A 20,699-nucleotide genomic window follows, 5' to 3' on the forward strand; every position below is an offset into this window, starting at 1 on the left:
TCAGCAGTGAAACGATGCATCGCCGATGGTAGTGTGGGGTTTCCCCATGTGAGAGTAGGTCATCGTCAAGATTCATTTCGCAAAACCCCTATCTGCACATGCAGGTAGGGGTTTTGTCTTTGTGGTCGTAAAATTCCTGGCTCGAGCCAACCCTCGCTGGCTTCGCCAAGCCCTCTGTGGGAGCGTGTTGCGCGTGATATCGTTCCCTCCACAGCCTCCCGCGCCTGCTAGAGACCTCCCGATGCTCACCACCCCCCAGCTTCACCCTGGCTTCATGATCGTCCACAGCAACCGCCTCGACGATCTGCGCAGCTTGGTGGTGAGCTGGATGCGTCGCTACCCACTGGCGCCGCTGGAAAACGAAATCGCCCTGGTGCAGAGCAATGGTATCGCCCAATGGCTCAAGCTGGCCCTGGCCGAAGACCCGCTGGAAGATGATCTGGGGGGCTGCGGCATTGCCGCCGCGATCGATGTGCAACTGCCCGGCACCTTCATGTGGCAGTTGTACCGCAGCGTGCTGGGTCGTGACGAAATTCCCGAAGTGTCCCTACTCGACAAGGCTCCGCTAACCTGGCGCCTGATGCGCCTGCTACCAGCACTTATCGAGCGGCCGCATTTCGAGCCGCTGCGCCGTTTCCTCAACGACGACAGCGACCTGCGCAAGCGCTACCAGCTCTCCGAGCGCCTGGCCGACCTGTTTGACCAGTATCAGGTTTACCGTGCCGACTGGCTCAAGGACTGGGCCGCCGGCCAGCACATCCTCAACACTGCCCGCGGCGAGCGCAAGGCGTTGCCTCCGGGCAACCGTTGGCAGGCCGAACTATGGCGAGCGTTGCTTGACGATGTCGGCGAGCAGGGCATGGCGCAGAGCCGAGCCGGGGTACACCAACGCTTCATCGAGCGCATCAACAGCCTGGAGCAGGCACCTGCCGGGCTGCCATCGAGAGTGATCGTGTTCGGCATCTCCTCGCTGCCAGCACAGGCCCTGGAAGCCTTGGCAGGCCTGGCGCGGTTCAGCCAGGTGCTGTTGTGCGTGCACAACCCCTGCCGCCACCACTGGGCAGACATCGTTGCCGATAAGGACCTGCTGCGTCATCAGTACAAACGCCAACAGCGTAAGCAGGGCATGCCCCTGCAGCTGGATGACCAGTCGCTGCACCAACATGCCCACCCGTTGCTGGCTGCCTGGGGCAAACAAGGTCGCGACTATATCAACCTGCTCGATAGCTACGACGACCCGGGCAGCTACCAGGGCGTGTTCAGCGACGGCCGCATCGACCTGTTCAGCGACGGCTCACCCACCACGCTGCTCAACCAGTTGCAAGACGACATTCTTGAGCTGCGGCCGCTTGCCGAAACCCGTGAGCTGTGGCCACCCGTCGACTCGACCCAGGACCGCTCGATCCGCTTCCACATCGCCCACAGCCCACAACGCGAAGTGGAAATACTCCACGACCAGCTGTTGGCCCGCTTCAGTGCCGACCCCACTTTGCGCCCGCGTGACGTTATCGTCATGCTGCCGGCCATCGACACCTATGCGCCGCACATCCGGGCTGTATTCGGCCAGTTGCAGCGCAACGATCCGCGCTACATCCCGTTTACCCTGACTGACCAGGGGCAGCGTGGCCGCGAGCCTTTGTTGATCGCCCTCGAACACCTGCTCAAATTGCCCGATAGCCGCTTTGCGGTCAGTGAAGTGCTCGACCTGCTGGACGTACCGGCAGTCCGAGCCCGTTTCGGGGTCCGTGAGAGCGACCTGCCCACCCTGCACCGCTGGATCGAGGGTGCAGGTATCCGCTGGGGCCTCAACGCCGAGCAGCGGGCCAGCCTGGGCTTGCCCGCCGGGCTTGAGCAGAACAGTTGGCGCTTCGGTCTGCGGCGCATGCTGCTTGGCTATGCCGTAGGCGTAGGCGAGGCCTGTGATGGCATAGAACCGTACGATGAAATCGGCGGCCTGGATGCGGCGTTGATTGGCCCACTGGTTGCACTGCTCGACGCCCTTGAAGTGGCGTATCAGGCCCTGTCCGAGCCTGCGACTGTCAGCCAGTGGGGCGAGCGGCTACACGCCCTGTTGCAAGTGTTCTTCCTTGCCGAAGGCGAGCATGATGAGTTCCTGCTGATGCAACTGCAGGATCTACGCGACAGCTGGCTTGAAGTGTGCGAGTCCGTCGGCCTGCAGGACTCGCTGCCGTTGACCGTGGTGCGCGAAGCCTGGCTGTCGGGCCTGGACCAGGGCAAGCTGTCGCAACGCTTTCTTGCTGGCTCGGTAAACTTCTGCACACTCATGCCCATGCGTGCCATTCCGTTTCGGGTGGTGTGCTTGCTGGGCATGAACGATGGCGACTACCCCCGCGCCCAGCAGCCGCTGGACTTCGACCTGATGGCCAGTGACTACCGCCCCGGTGACCGATCGCGTCGCGAAGACGACCGCTACCTGCTGCTTGAAGCGCTGCTGTCGGCACGTGACCAGCTGTATGTCAGCTGGGTCGGTCGCAGTATCCGCGATAACAGCGAGCGCCCGGCCTCGGTACTCATCGGCCAGTTGCGTGACCATGTCGCTGCCGGCTGGCAGCTGGCCGGTGGCGAGCACGGGCAGCCAGCTGAAGCGGGTGAACAACTGCTGCATGCGCTGACTCAGGAACACCCGCTGCAACCGTTCAGCCCACGTTACTTCCAGAAGGGCAGTCCACTGTTCAGCTATGCCCACGAATGGCAGGTGCTGCACCAGAAGGGCGAGGACGCTGAGCAAGGTGATCCTGGGCTGCCGCCTTATGACGATGATGAAGCGCTGAGCCTGACCCAGCTGAATGACTTCTTGCGTCATCCGGTGCGGCACTTCTTCAGCCAGCGCCTGAAGGTGTATTTCGAAGCGCTGGAAGCGCCGACCCCGGACGAAGAACCCTTCGTCCTCGACACCCTGCAACGTTACAGCGCCAGCGAGCGCTTGCTCGGCGCAGCGCTGGCCGAGCCGGATAAAGCCGAACAAGCCCTGCAGGCCCAGGCCAGGCGCCTGCAAGCCTGCGGCCTGCTACCACTGGCCGGTTTTGGCGAGTTGCTGCAGAACGAATTGATCGAACCACTCCCCGACCTGTTGCAGCGTCATCAGCAGTTGTTGCAGCGCTGGCCACAGCTGGTCGAGGGCGCCTTGCCGATTCACTTCGCGCACGGTCGGCACCGCCTCGAAGGTTGGCTGGGCCGGGTGTTCCAGGCCGATGACCAGAGCCTGCTCAGCATTACCACGGTGCCCAACACCATCAGCGCCGGGCGCAACAACCTCAAGTGGCATCGTCTGATTGCGCCGTGGGTCACGCACCTGGCGGCCTGTGCGGCAGGTTACCCCTACAACAGCGCACTGGTAGCCAGTGATCTGACCCTGTTGCTCGCACCGCTGCCGCAAGAAACGGCTGCGCAACTGCTGGGCGAGCTGCTGGTCGCTCGCCAGGCGGCGATGAATGCGCCGCTGTCGGTCGCCGCCAAGACTGCGTTTGCCTGGCTGGCCCAGGACGATGCCGACAAGGCCCTGGCCGCAGCCGCCCGCGCCTATGAAGGCGATGAACGCACCAGCTTCGGCGAGCGCAGTGAGAGCATTGCGTTGGCCCGGCAGTTCCGCGATTTCGCAGCGCTCTGCGCCGACGAAACCTTTGAAGGCTGGTGCGAAACCTTGTACCGCCCGTTGTTCACTGCCCCTTGGCAAACCCTGGGCAATCCGGAGAAAGGCGCATGACCCAGGTCCGCCCATTGGCACTGAGTTTCCCCCTGCATGGCAGCCAGCTGATCGAGGCCAGCGCCGGCACCGGCAAGACCTTCACCATCTCGGCGCTGTACCTGCGCCTGATCCTCGGTCACGGTGGCGAGCAGGGTTTCGAGCGCGAGCTGCTGCCACCACAGATTCTCGTGGTGACATTCACCGACGCAGCCACCAAAGAACTGCGTGAGCGTATCCGCGCGCGTCTCGCTGAAGCCGCCCGGTTCTTCCGTGGCGAACTGGAAGGTGCCGATCCGCTGCTGCATCAGCTGCGTGACGATTACCCCGAGGAGGCTTGGCCACGTTGTGCCGGCCGCCTGGAAATCGCCGTGCAGTGGATGGACGAAGCAGCGGTTTCGACCATTCACGGTTGGTGCCAGCGCATGCTGCGCGAGCATGCCTTCGACAGCGGCAGCCTGTTTACCCAGACCCTGGAAACCGACCACAGCGAGTTGCTAGGCCAGGTCATGCGCGATTACTGGCGGCGATTCTGTTACAGCATGGAAGGTGACGCCCTGGCCTGGGTACGCGGCCACTGGGGGAGCCCAGACGCTTTGCTCCCACGCATTCGCCCGCTGTTCGGCCGGGTCCGCGCCCAGCAGGACGGCCCAGAGCCCGCAGCACTGATTGAGGCATCGCTGAAGCAACGCAGCGAACAGCTGGCGCGCCTGAAAACGCCATGGGCGCAGTGGGCCGAGGAACTGCGGCAGCTCTGCCGCGATGCTCTGGCCGCCAAGCAAGTCGACGGCCGCAAGATGCAGGCACGCTATTTCGAACCGTGGTTCGACAAGCTCAGTGCCTGGGCCAGCGACGAGCAACTGCTGGAGCTCGACCTGGGCACCGGCTTTACCCGGCTGACCCCCGAGGGCATGGCCGAGGCATGGAAGGGGGAGCCTCCTGAACACCCCGCATTGATCGCCATGCAGGCCTTGCAACAGCAATTGCAGGCCCTGGATAGCCCGGATGCACCCTTGCTGGAGCACGCTGCCAGCTGGGTGTCGGCACGTTTTGAAGTGGAGAAGCGCCGGCGTGCGGAAATGGGTTTCGACGACATGCTCGTGCGTCTGCAGCATGCACTGGCCGGCGAGGCTGGCGAGCGCCTGGCCGGGTTGATCCGCGAACAGTTCCCGGTAGCGCTGATCGACGAGTTCCAGGACACAGACCCGGTCCAGTACGGCATTTTCGAGCGTATCTACCAGATCAGCGAAAATCGTGCAGAAACTGGCCTGTTCATGATCGGTGACCCCAAGCAGGCGATCTACGCATTCCGCGGGGCCGACATCTACACCTACCTTGCCGCCCGGCGTGCCACCCGTGGTCGCCTGCACAGCCTGGACACCAACTACCGCTCCAGCAAAGCGATGGTCGCGGCGGTCAACCAGGTTTTCCTGCAAGCTGAGGCGCGTGAAGCGGGGCGCGGTGCATTCCTGTTCCGCGAGGCCGATGACAACCCGCTGCCGTTCATCGAGGTCCGCGCCAAAGGCCGGGGCGAGCAATGGGTGATCGACGGTGAAGCCAGCGCAGCCCTGCAATGCTGGCAGTTGCAAAGTGACGAACCGGTCTCGAGCACTACCTACCGCCAACAGCTGGCAGCCAGTTGCGCCAGCCATATCGTCGCTTTGCTAAATGGCGGCCAGCGCGGCACGGCGGGCTTCCGGAATGCCGAGGGCGAACTGCGGCCCTGCCTGCCGTCAGACATTGCCATCCTGGTAAGGGATGGCCATGAAGCGCAGATGGTTCGCGCCGAGCTGGCCGCGCGTGAGGTGCGCAGTGTGTACCTGTCCGACAAGGATTCGGTGTTCGCTGCCCAGGAAGCCCACGACTTGCTGGCCTGGCTCAAGGCCTGCGCCGAGCCCGACTCGGAGCGCCTGCTCAAGGCCGCGTTGGCCAGCCTTACCCTTGGCCTGTCGCTGGCCGCGCTGGACCGGCTGAACCAGGACGAACGGGTCTGGGAAGGCTGGGTCATGCGCTTCCGCCACTATCGCGACACTTGGCAGCGCCAAGGCGTGCTGCCGATGTTGCGCCATCTGTTGCATGATTTTCAGCTGCCGCGCACGCTGATCCGTCGCGCCGATGGCGAACGGGTGCTGACCAACCTGCTGCACCTGGCCGAGTTGCTGCAACAGGCCGCCGGCGAGCTGGATGGCGAACAGGCGCTGATTCGCCACCTGGCCGAGCATCTGGCCAGTTCCGGGCAGGCTGGCGAAGAACAGATCCTGCGCCTTGAAAGTGACGAACAGCTGGTCAAGGTGGTGACTATCCACAAGTCCAAGGGCCTGGAGTATCCCCTGGTCTACCTGCCTTTCATCTGCACCAGCAAGCCGGTGGACGGCAGCCGCCTGCCGTTGGCCTGGCATGACAGCGAGGGTAATGCCCACCTTACCCTTACCCCTAAACCCGAGCAGATCGAGCGCGCCGATGACGAGCGCCTGGCCGAAGACCTGCGCCTGCTCTACGTGGCCTTGACCCGCGCCCAGCATGCCTGCTGGCTGGGCGTCGCCGACCTCAAGCGCGGCAACCAGAAAAGCTCGCAACTGCACCGTTCGGCATTCGGCTACCTGCTGGGTGGCGGCCTTGCCTTGGCCGGTTCGGCGCAGCTGGGCGACTGGCTGCAGGCCTTGGCCGCGACCAGCCCGCACATCACGTGCCCGGGCCTGCCGCAGGCGGATGAACAGGTGTATCGCATGCCACAGGCCGAGCGTGAACTGCTGCCTGCACGCAAGCCACGCCGCGCAGCGGCCGAACACTGGTGGATCGCTTCGTATAGCGCCCTGCGCGTCGGCGATCAGACCCTCGGTGCCGACAGCTCACTGGCCCAGCAACTGCTGGATGATGAGGTGGTCGATGCCCAGATGCTGCGCGAAGTCCCCGCCGACAGCGGCGATATTCACCGCTTCCCGCGGGGGCCGAACCCCGGCACCTTCCTGCATGGTTTGCTGGAGTGGGCGGGCCGCGAAGGCTTCAGCCAGGTCAGCGGCAATCCGCAGATGATCGCGCAAATGGTTGGCCAGCGTTGCAACCGCCGTGACTGGACCGGCTGGATCACCACCCTGAGTGACTGGATGCAGCGCTTGCTGGGCGAAGCATTGCCGCTGCCAGGCAGCGAGCAGGGGCTGAAGCTTGGGCAGCTGCGTCATTACCAGATCGAGATGGAATTCTGGTTCGCCAGCCACCGGGTCGACGCCGAACAGCTAGACCGCCTGGTGGCACGCCACACGCACCCTGGCCAGGCACGACCGGCGGCGCAACCGACTGTACTCAATGGCATGTTCAAAGGTTTCATCGACCTGGCGTTCGAGCTGGACGGGCGCTACTACGTGACCGACTACAAGTCCAATTGGTTGGGCCCGGACATCCAGGCTTACGATGCCCCGGCCATGGAGAAGGCCATCCTCGAACACCGCTACGACCTGCAGTACGTGCTGTACCTGCTGGCCCTGCATCGTCAATTGCGCGCGCGACTGCCGGATTACGATTACGACCGCCACGTGGGTGGCGCCCTGTTCATCTTCCTGCGCGGTGCCAGCAGCAGCGGCCATGGCGTGTACCACGTCAAACCGCCGCGCGAGCTGATCGAAAGCCTGGATGCGCTGTTTCGTGGCGAGCACCCGCCCGTGCAGCAGGACCTGTTTGCCGGAGCCGAGCTATGAGCCGCAGCCTTGTCGATCTGTTGCCCACCCCGTTGCACGCCGAACACCTGCTGGCGCTGGCTCCACAGCATGACAGCGGTGACCTGCTGCAACTGCTCGATCGTTGGGTAGAGCGGGGCTGGCTGCGTGCCCTGGACCGCGCATTCGTGTCGTTCCTCGAGGAACGCGCACCCGGCAGCGACCCCTTGCTGTTGCTGGCGGCGGCATTGGCCAGCCACCAGCTGGGCCATGGCCATGTCTGCCTCGATCTGCAGCAAACCCTGGCCGAACCTGACTTTGCCCTGTCGTTGCCGCCCGAAGGTGATGCCCTGACCGGCCCTTTGCTGCTGCCCTCGCAGCTGCTGGCCAACCTCGATTTGAATGCCTGGCGCCAGCGCATCGCTGCCAGCCCGCTGGTGGCCGCTGGCGACACCCGGGGCCAGCAGGCGCGGCCATTGGTGCTCAGTAGTGAACGCCTGTACCTGCGCCGCTACTGGAGCTACGAGCGGCGCATCGACCATACGCTGCGCCAACGCCTGACCCAAGCCGAGGTACCGCCTGCGGACCTGCCGCAACGTTTGGCGCAGTTGTTCGAGGGCGGGGCAGCAGCCGGCCAGGTGGACTGGCAGAAGCTCGCCTGCGCGCTGGCTACCCGTGCCGGCTTCAGCATCATCACTGGCGGCCCTGGCACCGGTAAAACGACCACCGTGGTGCGCCTGCTGGCCTTGTTGCAGGCGCCAGCAGTGGAGCAGGGCAGGCCGCTGCGTATCCGCTTGGCGGCCCCGACCGGCAAGGCCGCTGCACGCCTGACCGAATCCATTGGCCAGCAGGTCGAGCGTTTGCAGGTCAGCGCCGAAGTGCGCGGGCAGATCCCAACCGAAGTCAGCACCGTGCACCGTCTGCTCGGCAGCCGCCCGGGGTCGCGGCACTTCCGCCACCATGGCGGCAACCCGTTGCCACTGGACGTGCTGGTGGTCGACGAAGCGTCGATGATCGACCTGGAAATGATGGCCAACCTGCTGGATGCCTTGCCGCCCCGGGCACGTCTGGTGCTGCTGGGCGACAAGGATCAGTTGGCGTCGGTCGAGGCAGGGGCCGTACTGGGCGACCTGTGTCGGGACGCCGAGGAGGGATACTACTCACCGCAGACCGCTACCTGGCTGGAACAGATCAGTGGCGAATCGCTGACCGACAGTGGCCTCAAGGTTGGCGATGAACAGCGCAACCCGCTGGCTCAGCAGGTGGTGATGTTGCGTTTTTCGCGGCGCTTTGGCGAAGGCAGCGGCATTGGCCAGCTGGCGCGGCTGGTCAACCGCCAGGACTCACACGCGGCGCGCAACCTGCTGGCTGCACCACCGTCCGACGTACACAGCCTGGCACTCAAGCACGAGCAGGACCGCGCCTTTGACCGCCTGCTGCTCGATGGCCTGAACCGCGGCAGTGACGGCCCGCAAGGCTACCGCAGCTACCTGCGCACCCTTGGCCGCTACCGGCCGTCACTGGGCACCGCGTTTGACGACCCCGCCTGGGAGCAATGGGCGGGCAAGGTGTTGCACAGCTTCGAGGACTTCCAGTTGCTGTGCGCGGTGCGCCGCGGTGCCTGGGGTGTCGAAGGCCTCAACCAGCGCGTGGCGCGGGTGCTGCACAGTGCCGGGCTGATCGACAGCCAGCAGCCCTGGTACGAGGGGCGTCCGGTCCTGGTGACCCGTAATGACTATGGCCTGGGCTTGATGAACGGCGATATCGGCATTGCCCTGCGCCTGCCGGATGAGCGTGGTGAGCCGCTGCTGCGTGTGGCCTTCCCGCGTAACGACGGCAGCGGCGGGGTACGTTTCGTCTTGCCTAGCCGGCTCAACGAAGTGGAAACGGTATTTGCCATGACCGTGCACAAGTCCCAGGGCTCGGAATTCGGCCACACCGCGCTAGTGCTGCCGGACGCGCTTAACCCGGTGCTGACCAAGGAACTGGTGTACACCGGTATCACCCGCGCTAAGCACTGCTTCAGCCTGGTCGAGCCGCGCCAAGGTATTTTCGAAGAAGCGGTGGCGCGCAAGGTGCGGCGCATTTCCGGGTTGATGCTCGAACAGGTCTAGCGTTGGGGAACCGCGGGCTCACTTGGGTTTTGCTAAGACATGCGTTCCCTGTGGTAGCAACTGTCTTGCTCAATTTCTAGAATCTAGCGCGATCCATGTGGGCTTGAGGCTGATGCAGTACCTGAGAACAGCGGGCTTGATCAACTTCTAGAATCCAGCGCAATCTCTGTGGGAGCGGGCTTGTCCCGCGAACACGGGCGAAGCCCGTGCCATCCACCGCGTCGTCTGCTTCGCGGGTGAACCCGCTCCCACAGGGTGCACATGCCTCTGAGATCGGCGTCTCCTACAACGATGCGGCCATGTGCTATCGTTGCGCCGATACCGCAAAGGACTTCAAGAGATTCCCCCCCATGAACGTGTCCGCGAGGCGACTGACAAGCTGTGCGCTTTCGCTATTGCTGGCCGTCCTGTTCTTTTGTTCAGGCCACGCCCGGGCAGAAACCGCCGCAACCGCCGCCCAGGCGCAACAGCGCGCCAAGGCCGTTACCCAGGTGGTGTTGGGCATTTTCAGTTATGCCCGCTGGCCGGTCGAACCCTCCACCTTGCGCCTTTGCCTGGTCGGCCCGACCGAGTACGCCGATGACCTGATCAAGGGGCATGTACAGGAGTCCGGGCGCCCTTTGCAGGTGAAGCGCCTGCTGGCAGACGACGCGCAGGTCGCCCAGGCCTGCGACGCCATCTATATCGGCGAGCTCGACCAAGGCCAGCGTGACAAACTGTTCGAGCGCGTCAGCGGCCACCCGGTCCTGAGCATCAGCGAGGCCAACGACCCGTGTACGGTCGGCAGCCTGTTCTGCCTGCAGGTCAGTGACCAGCAAGTGGCCTTCGAGGTCAATCTCGACTCGGTGGCGCGCTCTGGCGTGCGTATTCACCCCAGCGTTCTGCAACTGTCGCGCCGCCGGACGGTGCAGCCATGAAGCCTGCCGGCAAGCGCAGAGTGCGCCCGACCCTGCGTTCAGTGCTGGGCCGTGGTCACCTTAGCGTTGCCTTGCTCGCCGTGGGCCTGGCCGGTATTTCCCTGACCCTGCTGGGCGTGCTTGCCTTGAGTGTCTACGCCAACCACAACCTGCAGCTGATCGCACGGTCGATCAACTACACCGTGGAAGCGGCAGTGGTGTTCAATGACAGTGCTGCTGCCAATGAATCACTGGCGCTGATCGCCAGTACCGAAGAGGTTGCCGAGGCCAAGGTATTCAACAATGAGGGCGAGCAACTGGCGCACTGGCAACGGGGCGATACCGGCATGCTCGCCTTGCTGGAAGTGCAAGTCGCCAGCGCCTTGCTGGATGAGCCCGTCAACCTCCCGATCATGCACCAGCAGCAACAGGTCGGGCACATAGAACTGGTCGGTCAGGGCCGCAGCCTGTTGCTATTCCTGCTTGGCGGCTTGGCCGGTATCCTGTGCTGCACGATTCTCAGTGCCTTGGCCGCTCAGTACCTGTCGCGTCGGCTGCTCAGCGATATCACCCGCCCGTTGCGTGGCCTGGCCAGTGTCGCGCACGCCGCCCGCCGCGAGCGCAGCTTCGATCGGCGTGTACCTGAAGCGGCGATTGCCGAACTCAACGAGCTGGGTAATGACTTCAACGCCCTGCTGGACGAACTGGAGGTATGGCAAAGCCACCTGCAGAGCGAAAACCAGACCTTGGCCCACCAGGCCAGCCACGACAGCCTCACTGGCCTGCCCAACCGCGCCTTCTTCGAGGGGCGCCTGAACCGTAGCGTGCGCAATGCGGCACGCCAGCAGGATCATCTGGCCTTGCTGTTCCTCGACAGCGACCACTTCAAGCAGATCAACGACACCCTTGGGCACGCCGTGGGCGACGAAGTGCTGATCAGCGTCGCCGACCGGGTGCGCGCCCAGCTGCGTGAGCACGACCTGGTGGCGCGCCTGGGCGGAGACGAGTTCGCCGTGTTGTTGACGCCTTTGCATACGCGCCGGGATGCCGAGCAGATCGCCGAGAAGATCGTGGCCAGCATGAAGCTGCCGGTGCAGCTGGACAGCGGCCGCAATATCGCCACGTCACTGAGTATCGGTATTGCCTATTACCCGGATGACGGCACTGACCCCGCCAGTCTTCTCAATGCCGCCGATGCGGCGATGTACCAGGCCAAGCGCGAACGACGCGGCCATTGGCATGTGGCGCAGACGGAACGGTCCGCCACGGAAATCAAGAACAGGAGTTGACCCCGTGATACAGGCTATACGTTTTCCGCTTTGGGTTTTGCTGCTCGCCGTGCTGGCGCTGTCCGGTTGCCAGAGCGCACCGCCGAAGGGCCTTACCCCTGAACAGATTGCCGTACTCAAGCGCGAAGGTTTCACCCCAACCGACGAAGGCTGGGCTTACGACCTGTCTGGCAAAGTGCTGTTCGGCAGCGACCTGGACAGCCTCAACGGCCAAAGCCAGGCGATTGTCGAGCGTATTGGCAAGGCACTGCTCAGTGTGGGTATCCAGGCCGTGCGGGTGGACGGGCATGCCGACTCGTCCGGCAAGACGGCCTACAATCAGCAGCTGTCCGAGCGCCGCGCGCAGAGCGTGAGCACGGCGCTGGTCGGGGTCGGCATGCAGCCGCAGAACATCCACAGCCGTGGCCTCGGCAGCAGCCAACCGGTGGCGGACAACCGCACCAGCGCCGGGCGTACCGAGAACCGCCGGGTGTCCATCGTGGTAGCGTCCTACTGATCGTCGCCTCTCGGGCTGTCACAATCTCCAGTGGGAACGGGCGTGCCCGCGAGGCAGGTAACGCGGTATCTGGCACCGGCTTCGCCGGTGTTCGCGGGCAAGCCCGCTCCCACAGGATTTGTGCTTGTCCTTGGAAATACGCAGGCCCATCAGGCCTGGGCAAAGCGCATCTCGCGGGTTTGCCCCATCAACAACGGCGCATTCGCCTCGGTCACCGCCCGGATGTAATCCCACAGCAGGGTAATGCGCTTCAACTTGCGCAAGTCCTCCCGGCAATACATCCAGAACTGCCGCGTCACCTCGATCTCCTCCGGCAACACCGTTACCAATCGCGGGTCCTGCGCGGCGAGGAAGCATGGCAGGATCGCCAACCCACGCCCCTGCAACGCCGCCGTGTACTGGGCAATCACGCTGGTACTGCGCAAATGCGCGTTGGCGCTGGGAATGAGGTTGGCCAGGTACAGCAGCTCCGAACTGAACGCCAGGTCATCCACGTAACTGATGAACGGATGCCTGGCCAAGTCCGCCACCTGGCGAATCGGCGCGTGGCTGTCCAGGTAATCCTGGGTCGCATACAGCCGCAAGCGGTAGTCGCACAGCTTGCAACACACATACGGCCCGTGCTCCGGTCGCTCCAGGGCAATGACGATATCCGCTTCGCGCTTGGACAGGCTGATGAAGTGCGGTAGCGGCAGGATATCCACAGAAATCGCCGGATACGCATCGACGAAGTGGCTTAGCTGTGGGGTGATGAAAAAGCTGCCAAAGCCTTCGGTGCAGCCCATGCGCACATGCCCCGACAACGCCACGCCCGACCCGGACACCTGCTCGCACGCCATGTGCAGCGTGCTCTCGATCGACTCGGCATAGCCCAGCAGGCGCTGACCTTCGGCGGTGAGGACAAAGCCATTGGTCCGCGACTTTTCAAACAGCAAGGTGCCCAGCGCACCCTCCAGCGAGCTGATGCGGCGCGACACGGTGGTGTAGTCCACGCTCAGTCGTTTGGCGGCACTGCTGGCCTTGCGGGTGCGGGCCACTTCAAGGAAAAACTTCAAGTCGTCCCAGTTGAGCGCGCTCAGGGATGTGAGGTCTTTTTGCATGATGATCCGGTTTTTTTGTGCGTTCTTGTTGGATGTTTGCACATCTATACTCGAAACAAGCCTCAGGACGCCACCTCGCGTTTGCCCGGCGCTGGCGATCTCGTCCCGACAATAATTCCAAGGAGAACGCAGATGAACGCACCGCAATCCCCCAGCAGCACCAAGGTCGAGCAGGTAAAGCTGCTGATCGACGGCCAGTGGGTCGAGTCGAAAACCACCGAATGGCGCGACATCGTCAACCCGGCCACCCAAGAAGTGCTGGCGCGCGTGCCGTTTGCCACCGTCGAAGAAGTCGACGCTGCCGTGGCCGCTGCCCATCGCGCTTTCAAGACTTGGCGCGATACCCCGATCGGCGCGCGTATGCGCATCATGCTCAAGCTGCAGGCGCTGATCCGCGAACACACCAAACGGATTGCCCAGGTGCTCAGCGCTGAACAGGGCAAAACCATTGCAGACGCCGAGGGCGACATCTTCCGCGGCCTGGAAGTGGTCGAGCATGCGGCGTCCATCGGTACCCTGCAGATGGGCGAGTTCGCCGAGAACGTCGCTGGCGGTGTCGATACCTACACCCTGCGCCAGCCGATCGGCGTATGCGCCGGCATCACCCCGTTCAACTTCCCGGCGATGATCCCGCTGTGGATGTTCCCCATGGCCATCGTCTGCGGCAACACCTTCGTGCTCAAGCCGTCCGAGCAAGACCCGCTGTCGACCATGCTACTGGTCGAGCTGGCGCTGGAAGCCGGCGTACCGGCCGGTGTGCTTAACGTGGTGCACGGGGGCAAGCAGGTGGTGGATGCCATTTGCACCCACCCGGACATCAAGGCGATCTCTTTCGTTGGTTCTACCGAAGTAGGCACCCACGTGTACAACCTGGGTAGCCAGCACGGCAAGCGGGTTCAGTCGATGATGGGCGCCAAGAACCACGCGGTGGTGCTGCCCGATGCCAATCGCACGCAAACCATCAACGCCCTGGTCGGTGCCGCCTTCGGCGCAGCTGGCCAGCGCTGCATGGCGACCTCGGTGGCCGTGCTGGTAGGCAAGGCTCGCGAGTGGCTGCCGGATATCAAGGAAGCCGCTGGCAAGCTCAAGGTCAATGCCGGCTGCGAGCCAGGTACCGACGTGGGGCCGGTGGTTTCCAAACGCGCCAAGGAGCGGGTGCTGGGCCTGATTGAAAGCGGTATCAAGGAAGGCGCCAAGCTGGAACTCGACGGCCGTGACGTCAAGGTACCGGGCTACGAGCAAGGCAACTTCGTCGGCCCAACCCTGTTCTCTGGCGTGAAGACCGACATGCAGGTGTACACCCAGGAAATCTTCGGCCCGGTCTTGGTGACCCTGGAGGTCGATACCCTCGACGAGGCGATCGCCCTGGTCAACGCCAACCCGTTCGGCAATGGCACCGGCCTGTTCACCCAAAGCGGCGCGGCCGCGCGCAAGTTCCAGAGCGAAATCGACATCGGCCAGGTCGGTATCAACATCCCGATTCCGGTACCGGTACCGTTCTTCAGCTTCACCGGCTCCCGGGGCTCCAAACTCGGCGACCTGGGCCCGTACGGCAAGCAAGTGGTGCAGTTCTACACTCAGACCAAGACCGTTACCGCGCGCTGGTTCGATGACGACAGCGTCAACGACGGTGTGAACACCACCATCAGCCTGCGCTAAGGAGCACGACATGCGTATCGCATTCATCGGCCTGGGCAACATGGGTGCGCCCATGGCCCGCAATCTGATCAAGGCCGGGCACCAGCTGAACCTGTTCGACCTGAACAAGGCCGTGCTCGCCGAGCTGGCCGAACTGGGCGGGCAAATCAGCCCGTCGCCCAAGGACGCGGCAGCCAATAGCGAACTGGTGATCACCATGCTGCCGGCTGCAGCCCATGTACGCAGTGTGTACCTGAACGACGACGGTGTGTTGGCCGGTATTCGCCCCGGTACGCCGACCGTGGACTGCAGCACCATCGACCCGCAGACCGCCCGGGATGTGTCCAAGGCTGCAGCGGCCAAGGGTGTAGACATGGGCGACGCACCGGTCTCCGGTGGCACTGGCGGTGCCGCGGCCGGCACGCTCACGTTCATGGTCGGTGCCAGCACCGAATTGTTCGCCAGCCTCAAACCGGTGCTGGAGCAGATGGGCCGCAACATCGTGCACTGCGGTGAGGTTGGCACCGGGCAAATCGCCAAGATCTGCAACAACCTGCTGCTGGGCATTTCGATGATCGGCGTGTCCGAGGCGATGGCCTTGGGCAATGCGCTGGGCATCGACACCAAGGTGCTGGCTGGCATCATCAACAGTTCAACCGGGCGCTGCTGGAGTTCGGACACCTACAACCCATGGCCGGGCATTGTCGAGACCGCACCGGCATCGCGTGGCTACACCGGTGGTTTTGGTGCCGAGCTGATGCTCAAGGACCTGGGGCTGGCGACCGAAGCTGCACGCCAGGCTCATCAGCCCGTGATCCTCGGCGCCGTGGCCCAGCAGCTGTATCAGGCCATGAGCCTGCGCGGGGAGGGCGGCAAGGACTTCTCGGCCATCGTTGAGGGTTATCGCAAGAAGGATTGATGCAAGGGGTGGACTTCATCGCGGGCCAGGCGGCCTTCCCTCTGTAACTGCGCACCAGAGGGAAGGGCGGCTGCCCCGCGTTTTTTTTGCAGGGCTATGCAGACCCTGTGGGATCAGGCGAAGACGAAGTACTTGCGCACGGTCTCGACCACTTCCCAGGTGCCTTTCATACCCGGTTCGATCACGAATACATCACCTGCCTTCAGGTGCTTGGGTTCTTCGCCTTCCGGAGTGATGATGCAGTAGCCGTCGAGGAAGTGGCAGAACTCCCACTTCTCGTAGTTGACCTCGAACTTGCCTGGGGTACAGATCCAGGTGCCCATGATCTTGCTACCGTCGGCCGACAAGTAGGCGTTGAGGTTGACGGTGTGCGGATCGCCGCCGATGCGCTTCCACTTGGTGGCGTCCACGACCGGCGTCGGGCAGGTTTCGCGCAGGACGGTGATGAAATCGGACATGGCACAACTCCTGGTGACTGGCTGAATGACTCGTCACCATAGGGCCATCGACCGAGCCGCAGTTGCCTGGGCTCGACGTCCAGCTGCCTGCCCGCGCTATGCCAGGCGGTTTATCTCGACGGTGACGTGTGCCAGCTCTTCATGGACGCCCAGGGCCTGGCGCACGCTGTCGGCGCTGAGAACGCCGTGGCTGGCCAGGCCGAGAATGCAGGCGTACTGATCTTTGCCCACGCGCCACACGTGCAGGTCGGTGATACTGGCTGGCACCGGCAGTTGCGCCACCACTTCGCGTATTTCTTCCACCACCGGCGCGTCCATCTCTGCGTCCAGCAAAACCCGCCCGGTATCACGCAGCAAGCCACGGGCCCACAGTGCCACCAGCAGCGCACCGACCATGCCCATCACTGGATCAAGCCAGCTGGCGCCCCAGAACTTGGCAGCGAGCAGGGCGACGATTGCCAGCCCCGAGGTGGCAGCGTCGGCCATCACATGCAGGTAGGCCGAGCGTAGATTGAGGTCGTGGTGGTGATGGCCGTGGTCATGGTGGTGGTCATGGCCCGTGTGATGATTGTGATGGTGGTGGTCATCGCGCAGCAGCCAGGCACAGAGAAGATTGACGGCCAGGCCAATAACGGCAATGAAGATGGCCTGGTCGTAGTGAATCGGCGCTGGGGCCAGCAGCCGCTCCAGCGACTGGAACACCATCAGCCCGGCCACGCCCAGTAACAGCAGGGCGCTGGAATAGCCGCCAAGAATCTCGACTTTCCAGGTACCGAAGGCAAAGCGTCGGTCAACGGCATAGCGCCGTGCGGCCGCATAGGCCAGCAGCGACAGGCCCAGGGCCAGGGCGTGGGAGCTCATGTGCCAGCCGTCTGCCAGCAAGGCCATCGAATTATAGAACCAGCCCCCGGCAATTTCCGCGACCATCATCACCGCGGTGAGCCATACGGCCAGGCGTGTCTTGCGTTCGGCGCCGAGGTTGCTGGTGTGGAACTGGTGGCTGTGCTGCCAGCGGTCTGAGGTTTCTGTCGCCATGGTTTATCATGCTCCCGAACAACCGAGAAATATACTATACCCCAGTATACCTAGCATGGTGTTGAAACCAATGGCACATACCCTGAAGAGCAAAAAGCAACTGCTGACCCGGGTGCGCAAGATCAAAGGCCAGGCTACCGCCCTGGAGACGGCGCTGGAGGGAGACAAAGACTGCCTGGCGATCCTGCAGCAGATCGCCGCCGTACGCGGCGCGGTGAACGGGCTGATGGCCGAAGTGATGGAAGGGCATATCCGCGAGCACCTGGTGTCGGACGGGTTGAGTGCGGATCAACGGCAGGAGGAGGCGGACAAGATGGCGGTGTTATTGCGCTCTTATCTGAAGTGATCCCCCCGGAATTACCCAAGAGCATCGTGCGCAGCATCCTGAAGCATGTGGCGACTGCGCAACATGCCGCTCTTGCAGAGATCGAGTGTCAGCTCATCCCCGTGCTGCACCTGCGCCGGTAAGGGCGCTGACCAACCCCGTGGCAAAGCCTGGCAGCGCCGCAAAATCCCGTGCGCATAACAGTAGTCTCCGGTTGGCCCATGGCTCTTCCAGCGTCACCCAGTGCAATGGCAACACCCCCTGCCAACGCTGCACTGCTGCCAGCGGCACCACGCCCACCCCCGCCCCGCCGGCGACCATGCGAAGCACCCCGTCAAACCCCTCTGCCCGCACTCGTATCCGCATGCGTTGGCCCTCGCGAAGGGCTTGTTCTTCCAGATACAACGCCAGTGCACTGCCAGCCCCCAGGCCGACATGGCCATGGCTCAGGCTGTCGATGAAGCTGGGGGCCGCCACACTGGCCAGCGGGTGGCCCAGCGGCGTCACCAGTACCAGCGGGTCGTCGCGAAACGGCCGGGTCTGCAGGTGATCACTGGGGGCTGCGGTCGACACGATGCCAAGGTCAGCCATGCCTTGGGTGATCGCTTGCACGATGCGCAAGCTCGGCAGCTCTTGCACATCCACGCTGACCCCGGGGTTGGCCGCCAGGTAGCTGGCCAGCAGTTCGGGCAGGTACTCGGTAAGCGCGGCGGTGTTGCACAGCAGGCGCACCTGGCCCTGCTGCCCTTGCGCGTACTGGCCCAGGTCGAATTGCAGGCGTTCGACTTGCTGCGCTATCAGCCGTGCATGCTGCAACAGGGCCTGGCCGGCCGGCGTCGGCTGCACGCCACGGCGATTACGCTCCAGCAAAGGGATACCCAGCGAAGCTTCCATGGCACGAATGCGCGCACTCGCCGCCGGCAGTGACAGGTGGCTGCGACTGGCACCGGCGGTGATATTGCCGCACTCCAGGGTGTGCTGAAAAAGCTTGAGGTCGATCAGGTCGAAATGCATGTGGCTCTACCTAGGCAAGAGTCTGGGTGAATATAAGGCAGATTTTCATTCCACCCGGCAATCAGCATCATCGGCCCATGAATACCTTGCTCGCTTTCTACCAGAACATAGGCCCAGCACTCACATTGCTGGTGGTACTGACCTTTGTGCTGGCAGGGGCGGTGAAGGGGGTGATTGGCCTCGGTCTGCCGACCATTGCCATGGGCCTGTTGGGCCTGGCTCTGCAACCGGCGCAGGCAGCAGCATTACTGATCGTTCCTTCAACCCTCACCAACCTGTGGCAGCTGGCCAGCGGTGGGCACCTGCGGGGTTTGCTGGTACGCCTGGGGCCGATGCTGGCGCTGATCTTTGTCGGCACCTTGCTGGGCAGCGCCTGGTTGGGGATCAACAGTGGTCCATGGGCCGTACACGCGCTGGGGGCAGCCTTGCTGGTGTATGCGCTGGATGGGCTGATGGGCTCGGGCTTGCACCTGCAGGTGCGGCATGAGCGCTGGCTGGGACCGCTTTGCGGGCTGGTCACCGGCGTGGTCACCGCAGCGACCGGGGTGTTCGTGATGCCGGCTGTGCCCTACCTGCAGAGCCTGGGCCTGAGCCGGGAGCAGTTGATCCAGGCCCTGGGGCTGGCGTTCACCGTCTCGACCCTGGCCTTGGCCGTCGGCCTGGCCGGGCAGGATGCCCTCAGCGGGCAGGCGCTGGGTGCGTCACTGCTGATGCTGGCGCCAGCCCTGCTCGGCATGCTGGCCGGCCAGTGGCTGCGTCAGCGCATCAGCGCGCTGTTGTTCAAGCGTTGCTTCTTCGTTGGCTTGGCCATACTTGGCGGCCATCTGCTGATCAACGGCTAGCGGACGAGGCGCTGAGCATGTCGACACGCTGGATATCGAAATCGCGCTCCAGGTAGTCCATGCGCTTTTCGAAGAACGCGGTCATGTGTGGCAAGGCCGAGTGCACATCCAGCGCGGCCTGGTCGGCCCACACTTCGAAGAACACAAACAGGCTTGGGTCCTGCTGGTCACGCAGCATGTGGTACTCGATGCAGCCCGGTTCCTGGCGGCTTGGCTCGACGTAAGGGCGGAACAGGGTTTCGAAGGCATCAGCCATTTCCGGACGGGTCTTGGCTTTGAGGATGAAGGCGAACTGCTCACTCATGGACGCTACTCATTGATGGAAAGTGAACCGATTCTACGGCAATAATCTGTGTGGTATTCGTGACTTCAGGTCAATTGTATTTTGCTCTACAGAGGCTGTATCGCCCGCCTGCGAGCCTCTAACCTGCCGGCCTGAATTTCTGGAACGGCCCGGAGGCCAGCATGAAAAAGATTCTTCTGCTCAACGGTGGCAAGCAGTTCGCCCATTCCGATGGTCGCCTCAACACAACGTTGCACCAGGCTGCGGTGGCTCACCTGGACCGGGCCGGTTTCGATGTGCGTGAAACGTTCATCGATGGTGGCTACGACGCCCAGCAAGAGGTAGAGAAATTCCTCTGGGCCGATGTGGTGATCTACCAGATGCCCGGCTGGTGGATGGGCGCGCCGTGGACAGTGAAAAAGTACGTCGATGATGTGTTCACCGCTGGCCACGGCAGCCTGTATGCCAACGACGGCCGTACCCGGTCGGATCACACGCAGAAGTACGGCAGCGGTGGTTTGGTGCACGGCAAGCAGTACATGTTGTCGCTGACCTGGAACGCGCCGCAGCAGGCCTTCGATGACCCGAGCGACTTCTTCGAGGGCCGGGGTGTGGACGCGGTGTATTTCCCGTTCCACAAGGCTAACCAGTTCCTTGGCATGACTGGCCTGCCGACTTTCCTGGCGACGGATGTGATGAAGCGCCCGGATGTGCCGGCGGCCTTGGCGGCCTATGAAGCGCATCTGGACAAGGTGTTTGGCAAGGCGCAGTGATGTGTTGCCTGCACTGGCCTCTTCGCGGGGCAAGCCCGCTCCCACAAGTTCTCCGCAGCCCTTGATACTGTGCAATACCTGTGGGAGCGGGCTTGCCCCGCGAAGAGGCCGGTACAGGCGCCGCTGGACTTGGCCTCGACAAGCGGCTATCTAATTTCTGCAGA

At 63.5% G+C, this 20,699-nt stretch carries 16 protein-coding genes; 11 read left to right on the plus strand and 5 right to left on the minus strand.

The window, feature by feature from the left end; genetic code table 11:
• The first annotated feature begins 241 nt into the window (after positions 1 to 241).
• The 6 genes from recC (at position 242) to OO258_RS20680 (ending at position 12,148) form a co-directional block, all read left to right on the plus strand.
• Positions 242 to 3,724: an exodeoxyribonuclease V subunit gamma gene (gene recC, locus OO258_RS20655; RefSeq protein ID WP_266032242.1), complete on the plus strand. Its 3,483-nt coding sequence runs from the start codon at positions 242 to 244 to the stop codon at positions 3,722 to 3,724.
• Positions 3,721 to 7,395, plus strand: a complete 3,675-nt coding sequence (gene recB, locus OO258_RS20660) for an exodeoxyribonuclease V subunit beta (protein ID WP_266032243.1) — start codon at positions 3,721 to 3,723, stop codon at positions 7,393 to 7,395. Before recC ends, recB begins: the two co-directional genes overlap by 4 nt.
• The gene (gene recD / locus OO258_RS20665; protein WP_266032244.1) at positions 7,392 to 9,467 is read left to right on the plus strand and encodes an exodeoxyribonuclease V subunit alpha; all 2,076 of its coding nucleotides are present in this window, start codon (positions 7,392 to 7,394) and stop codon (positions 9,465 to 9,467) included. Before recB ends, recD begins: the two co-directional genes overlap by 4 nt.
• A 350-nt stretch (positions 9,468 to 9,817) precedes the next feature.
• Positions 9,818 to 10,384 carry a YfiR family protein gene (locus OO258_RS20670; protein ID WP_266032245.1) on the plus strand — a complete coding sequence of 189 codons (567 nt, stop codon included), beginning with the start codon at positions 9,818 to 9,820 and terminating at the stop codon, positions 10,382 to 10,384.
• Positions 10,381 to 11,652: a diguanylate cyclase domain-containing protein gene (locus OO258_RS20675; protein WP_266032246.1), complete on the plus strand. Its 1,272-nt coding sequence runs from the start codon at positions 10,381 to 10,383 to the stop codon at positions 11,650 to 11,652. Before OO258_RS20670 ends, OO258_RS20675 begins: the two co-directional genes overlap by 4 nt.
• 4 nt (positions 11,653 to 11,656) lie before the next feature.
• Positions 11,657 to 12,148: an OmpA family protein gene (locus OO258_RS20680; RefSeq protein ID WP_110748300.1), complete on the plus strand. Its 492-nt coding sequence runs from the start codon at positions 11,657 to 11,659 to the stop codon at positions 12,146 to 12,148.
• A 149-nt stretch (positions 12,149 to 12,297) separates the two neighbouring features.
• Here OO258_RS20680 and OO258_RS20685 read toward each other — a convergent pair whose 3' ends face one another.
• Positions 12,298 to 13,248 carry a LysR family transcriptional regulator gene (locus tag OO258_RS20685; RefSeq protein WP_266032247.1) on the minus strand — a complete coding sequence of 317 codons (951 nt, stop codon included), beginning with the start codon at positions 13,246 to 13,248 and terminating at the stop codon, positions 12,298 to 12,300.
• 132 nt (positions 13,249 to 13,380) lie between these two features.
• On the opposite strand from OO258_RS20685, the gene OO258_RS20690 reads away from it, so the two are divergent.
• Both OO258_RS20690 and mmsB read left to right on the plus strand, forming a co-directional pair.
• Positions 13,381 to 14,907: a CoA-acylating methylmalonate-semialdehyde dehydrogenase gene (locus OO258_RS20690; RefSeq protein ID WP_266032248.1), complete on the plus strand. Its 1,527-nt coding sequence runs from the start codon at positions 13,381 to 13,383 to the stop codon at positions 14,905 to 14,907.
• Between the two features lie 10 nt (positions 14,908 to 14,917).
• Entirely contained in the window at positions 14,918 to 15,805 is an 888-nt protein-coding gene (gene mmsB / locus OO258_RS20695; protein ID WP_266032249.1) for a 3-hydroxyisobutyrate dehydrogenase, read from the plus strand.
• A gap of 113 nt (positions 15,806 to 15,918) precedes the next feature.
• Here the strand turns inward: mmsB and OO258_RS20700 are convergent, their stop codons facing one another.
• On the minus strand, positions 15,919 to 16,263 hold the full coding sequence (locus tag OO258_RS20700; protein WP_003258412.1) for a cupin domain-containing protein: 345 nt from the start codon (positions 16,261 to 16,263) through the stop codon (positions 15,919 to 15,921).
• Positions 16,264 to 16,359: 96 nt separating this feature from the next.
• The gene (gene dmeF, locus OO258_RS20705; RefSeq protein WP_266032250.1) at positions 16,360 to 17,298 is read right to left on the minus strand and encodes a CDF family Co(II)/Ni(II) efflux transporter DmeF; all 939 of its coding nucleotides are present in this window, start codon (positions 17,296 to 17,298) and stop codon (positions 16,360 to 16,362) included.
• A 70-nt stretch (positions 17,299 to 17,368) separates the two neighbouring features.
• Between dmeF and OO258_RS20710 the strand changes: the two genes are divergently transcribed.
• The gene (locus tag OO258_RS20710) at positions 17,369 to 17,644 is read left to right on the plus strand and encodes a metal/formaldehyde-sensitive transcriptional repressor (RefSeq protein WP_266032251.1); all 276 of its coding nucleotides are present in this window, start codon (positions 17,369 to 17,371) and stop codon (positions 17,642 to 17,644) included.
• A gap of 93 nt (positions 17,645 to 17,737) precedes the next feature.
• Here the strand turns inward: OO258_RS20710 and OO258_RS20715 are convergent, their stop codons facing one another.
• Entirely contained in the window at positions 17,738 to 18,637 is a 900-nt protein-coding gene (locus tag OO258_RS20715; RefSeq protein WP_266032252.1) for a LysR family transcriptional regulator, read from the minus strand.
• Positions 18,638 to 18,714: 77 nt separating this feature from the next.
• On the opposite strand from OO258_RS20715, the gene OO258_RS20720 reads away from it, so the two are divergent.
• A complete protein-coding gene (locus OO258_RS20720; RefSeq protein WP_266032253.1) occupies positions 18,715 to 19,479 on the plus strand; it encodes a sulfite exporter TauE/SafE family protein in 765 nt (254 codons plus the stop codon).
• Here OO258_RS20720 and OO258_RS20725 read toward each other — a convergent pair.
• A complete protein-coding gene (locus OO258_RS20725; protein WP_110742496.1) occupies positions 19,469 to 19,783 on the minus strand; it encodes a putative quinol monooxygenase in 315 nt (104 codons plus the stop codon). The genes OO258_RS20720 and OO258_RS20725 overlap by 11 nt on opposite strands.
• 161 nt (positions 19,784 to 19,944) lie before the next feature.
• Here OO258_RS20725 and OO258_RS20730 point away from each other — a divergent pair, with 161 nt between their 5' ends.
• Positions 19,945 to 20,535 carry an NAD(P)H-dependent oxidoreductase gene (locus tag OO258_RS20730; RefSeq protein ID WP_110742497.1) on the plus strand — a complete coding sequence of 197 codons (591 nt, stop codon included), beginning with the start codon at positions 19,945 to 19,947 and terminating at the stop codon, positions 20,533 to 20,535.
• The last annotated feature ends 164 nt before the right edge of the window (positions 20,536 to 20,699 follow it).

It is taken from the genome of Pseudomonas sp. DCB_BI, from assembly GCF_026240995.1.
Classification (GTDB): Bacteria; Pseudomonadota; Gammaproteobacteria; order Pseudomonadales; family Pseudomonadaceae; genus Aquipseudomonas.

Bases quoted from the DNA above. Each gene is read 5' to 3' on its own strand.
- recC (WP_266032242.1), top strand. From the start codon at position 242: ATGCTCACCACCCCCCAGCTTCACCCTGGCTTCATGATCGTCCACAGC.
- recB (WP_266032243.1), top strand. From the start codon at position 3,721: ATGACCCAGGTCCGCCCATTGGCACTGAGTTTCCCCCTGCATGGCAGC.
- recD (WP_266032244.1), top strand. From the start codon at position 7,392: ATGAGCCGCAGCCTTGTCGATCTGTTGCCCACCCCGTTGCACGCCGAA.
- OO258_RS20670 (WP_266032245.1), top strand. From the start codon at position 9,818: ATGAACGTGTCCGCGAGGCGACTGACAAGCTGTGCGCTTTCGCTATTG.
- OO258_RS20675 (WP_266032246.1), top strand. From the start codon at position 10,381: ATGAAGCCTGCCGGCAAGCGCAGAGTGCGCCCGACCCTGCGTTCAGTG.
- OO258_RS20685 (WP_266032247.1), bottom strand. From the start codon at position 13,248: ATGCAAAAAGACCTCACATCCCTGAGCGCGCTCAACTGGGACGACTTG.
- OO258_RS20690 (WP_266032248.1), top strand. From the start codon at position 13,381: ATGAACGCACCGCAATCCCCCAGCAGCACCAAGGTCGAGCAGGTAAAG.
- mmsB (WP_266032249.1), top strand. From the start codon at position 14,918: ATGCGTATCGCATTCATCGGCCTGGGCAACATGGGTGCGCCCATGGCC.
- OO258_RS20700 (WP_003258412.1), bottom strand. From the start codon at position 16,263: ATGTCCGATTTCATCACCGTCCTGCGCGAAACCTGCCCGACGCCGGTC.
- dmeF (WP_266032250.1), bottom strand. From the start codon at position 17,298: ATGGCGACAGAAACCTCAGACCGCTGGCAGCACAGCCACCAGTTCCAC.
- OO258_RS20710 (WP_266032251.1), top strand. From the start codon at position 17,369: ATGGCACATACCCTGAAGAGCAAAAAGCAACTGCTGACCCGGGTGCGC.
- OO258_RS20715 (WP_266032252.1), bottom strand. From the start codon at position 18,637: ATGCATTTCGACCTGATCGACCTCAAGCTTTTTCAGCACACCCTGGAG.
- OO258_RS20720 (WP_266032253.1), top strand. From the start codon at position 18,715: ATGAATACCTTGCTCGCTTTCTACCAGAACATAGGCCCAGCACTCACA.
- OO258_RS20725 (WP_110742496.1), bottom strand. From the start codon at position 19,783: ATGAGTGAGCAGTTCGCCTTCATCCTCAAAGCCAAGACCCGTCCGGAA.
- OO258_RS20730 (WP_110742497.1), top strand. From the start codon at position 19,945: ATGAAAAAGATTCTTCTGCTCAACGGTGGCAAGCAGTTCGCCCATTCC.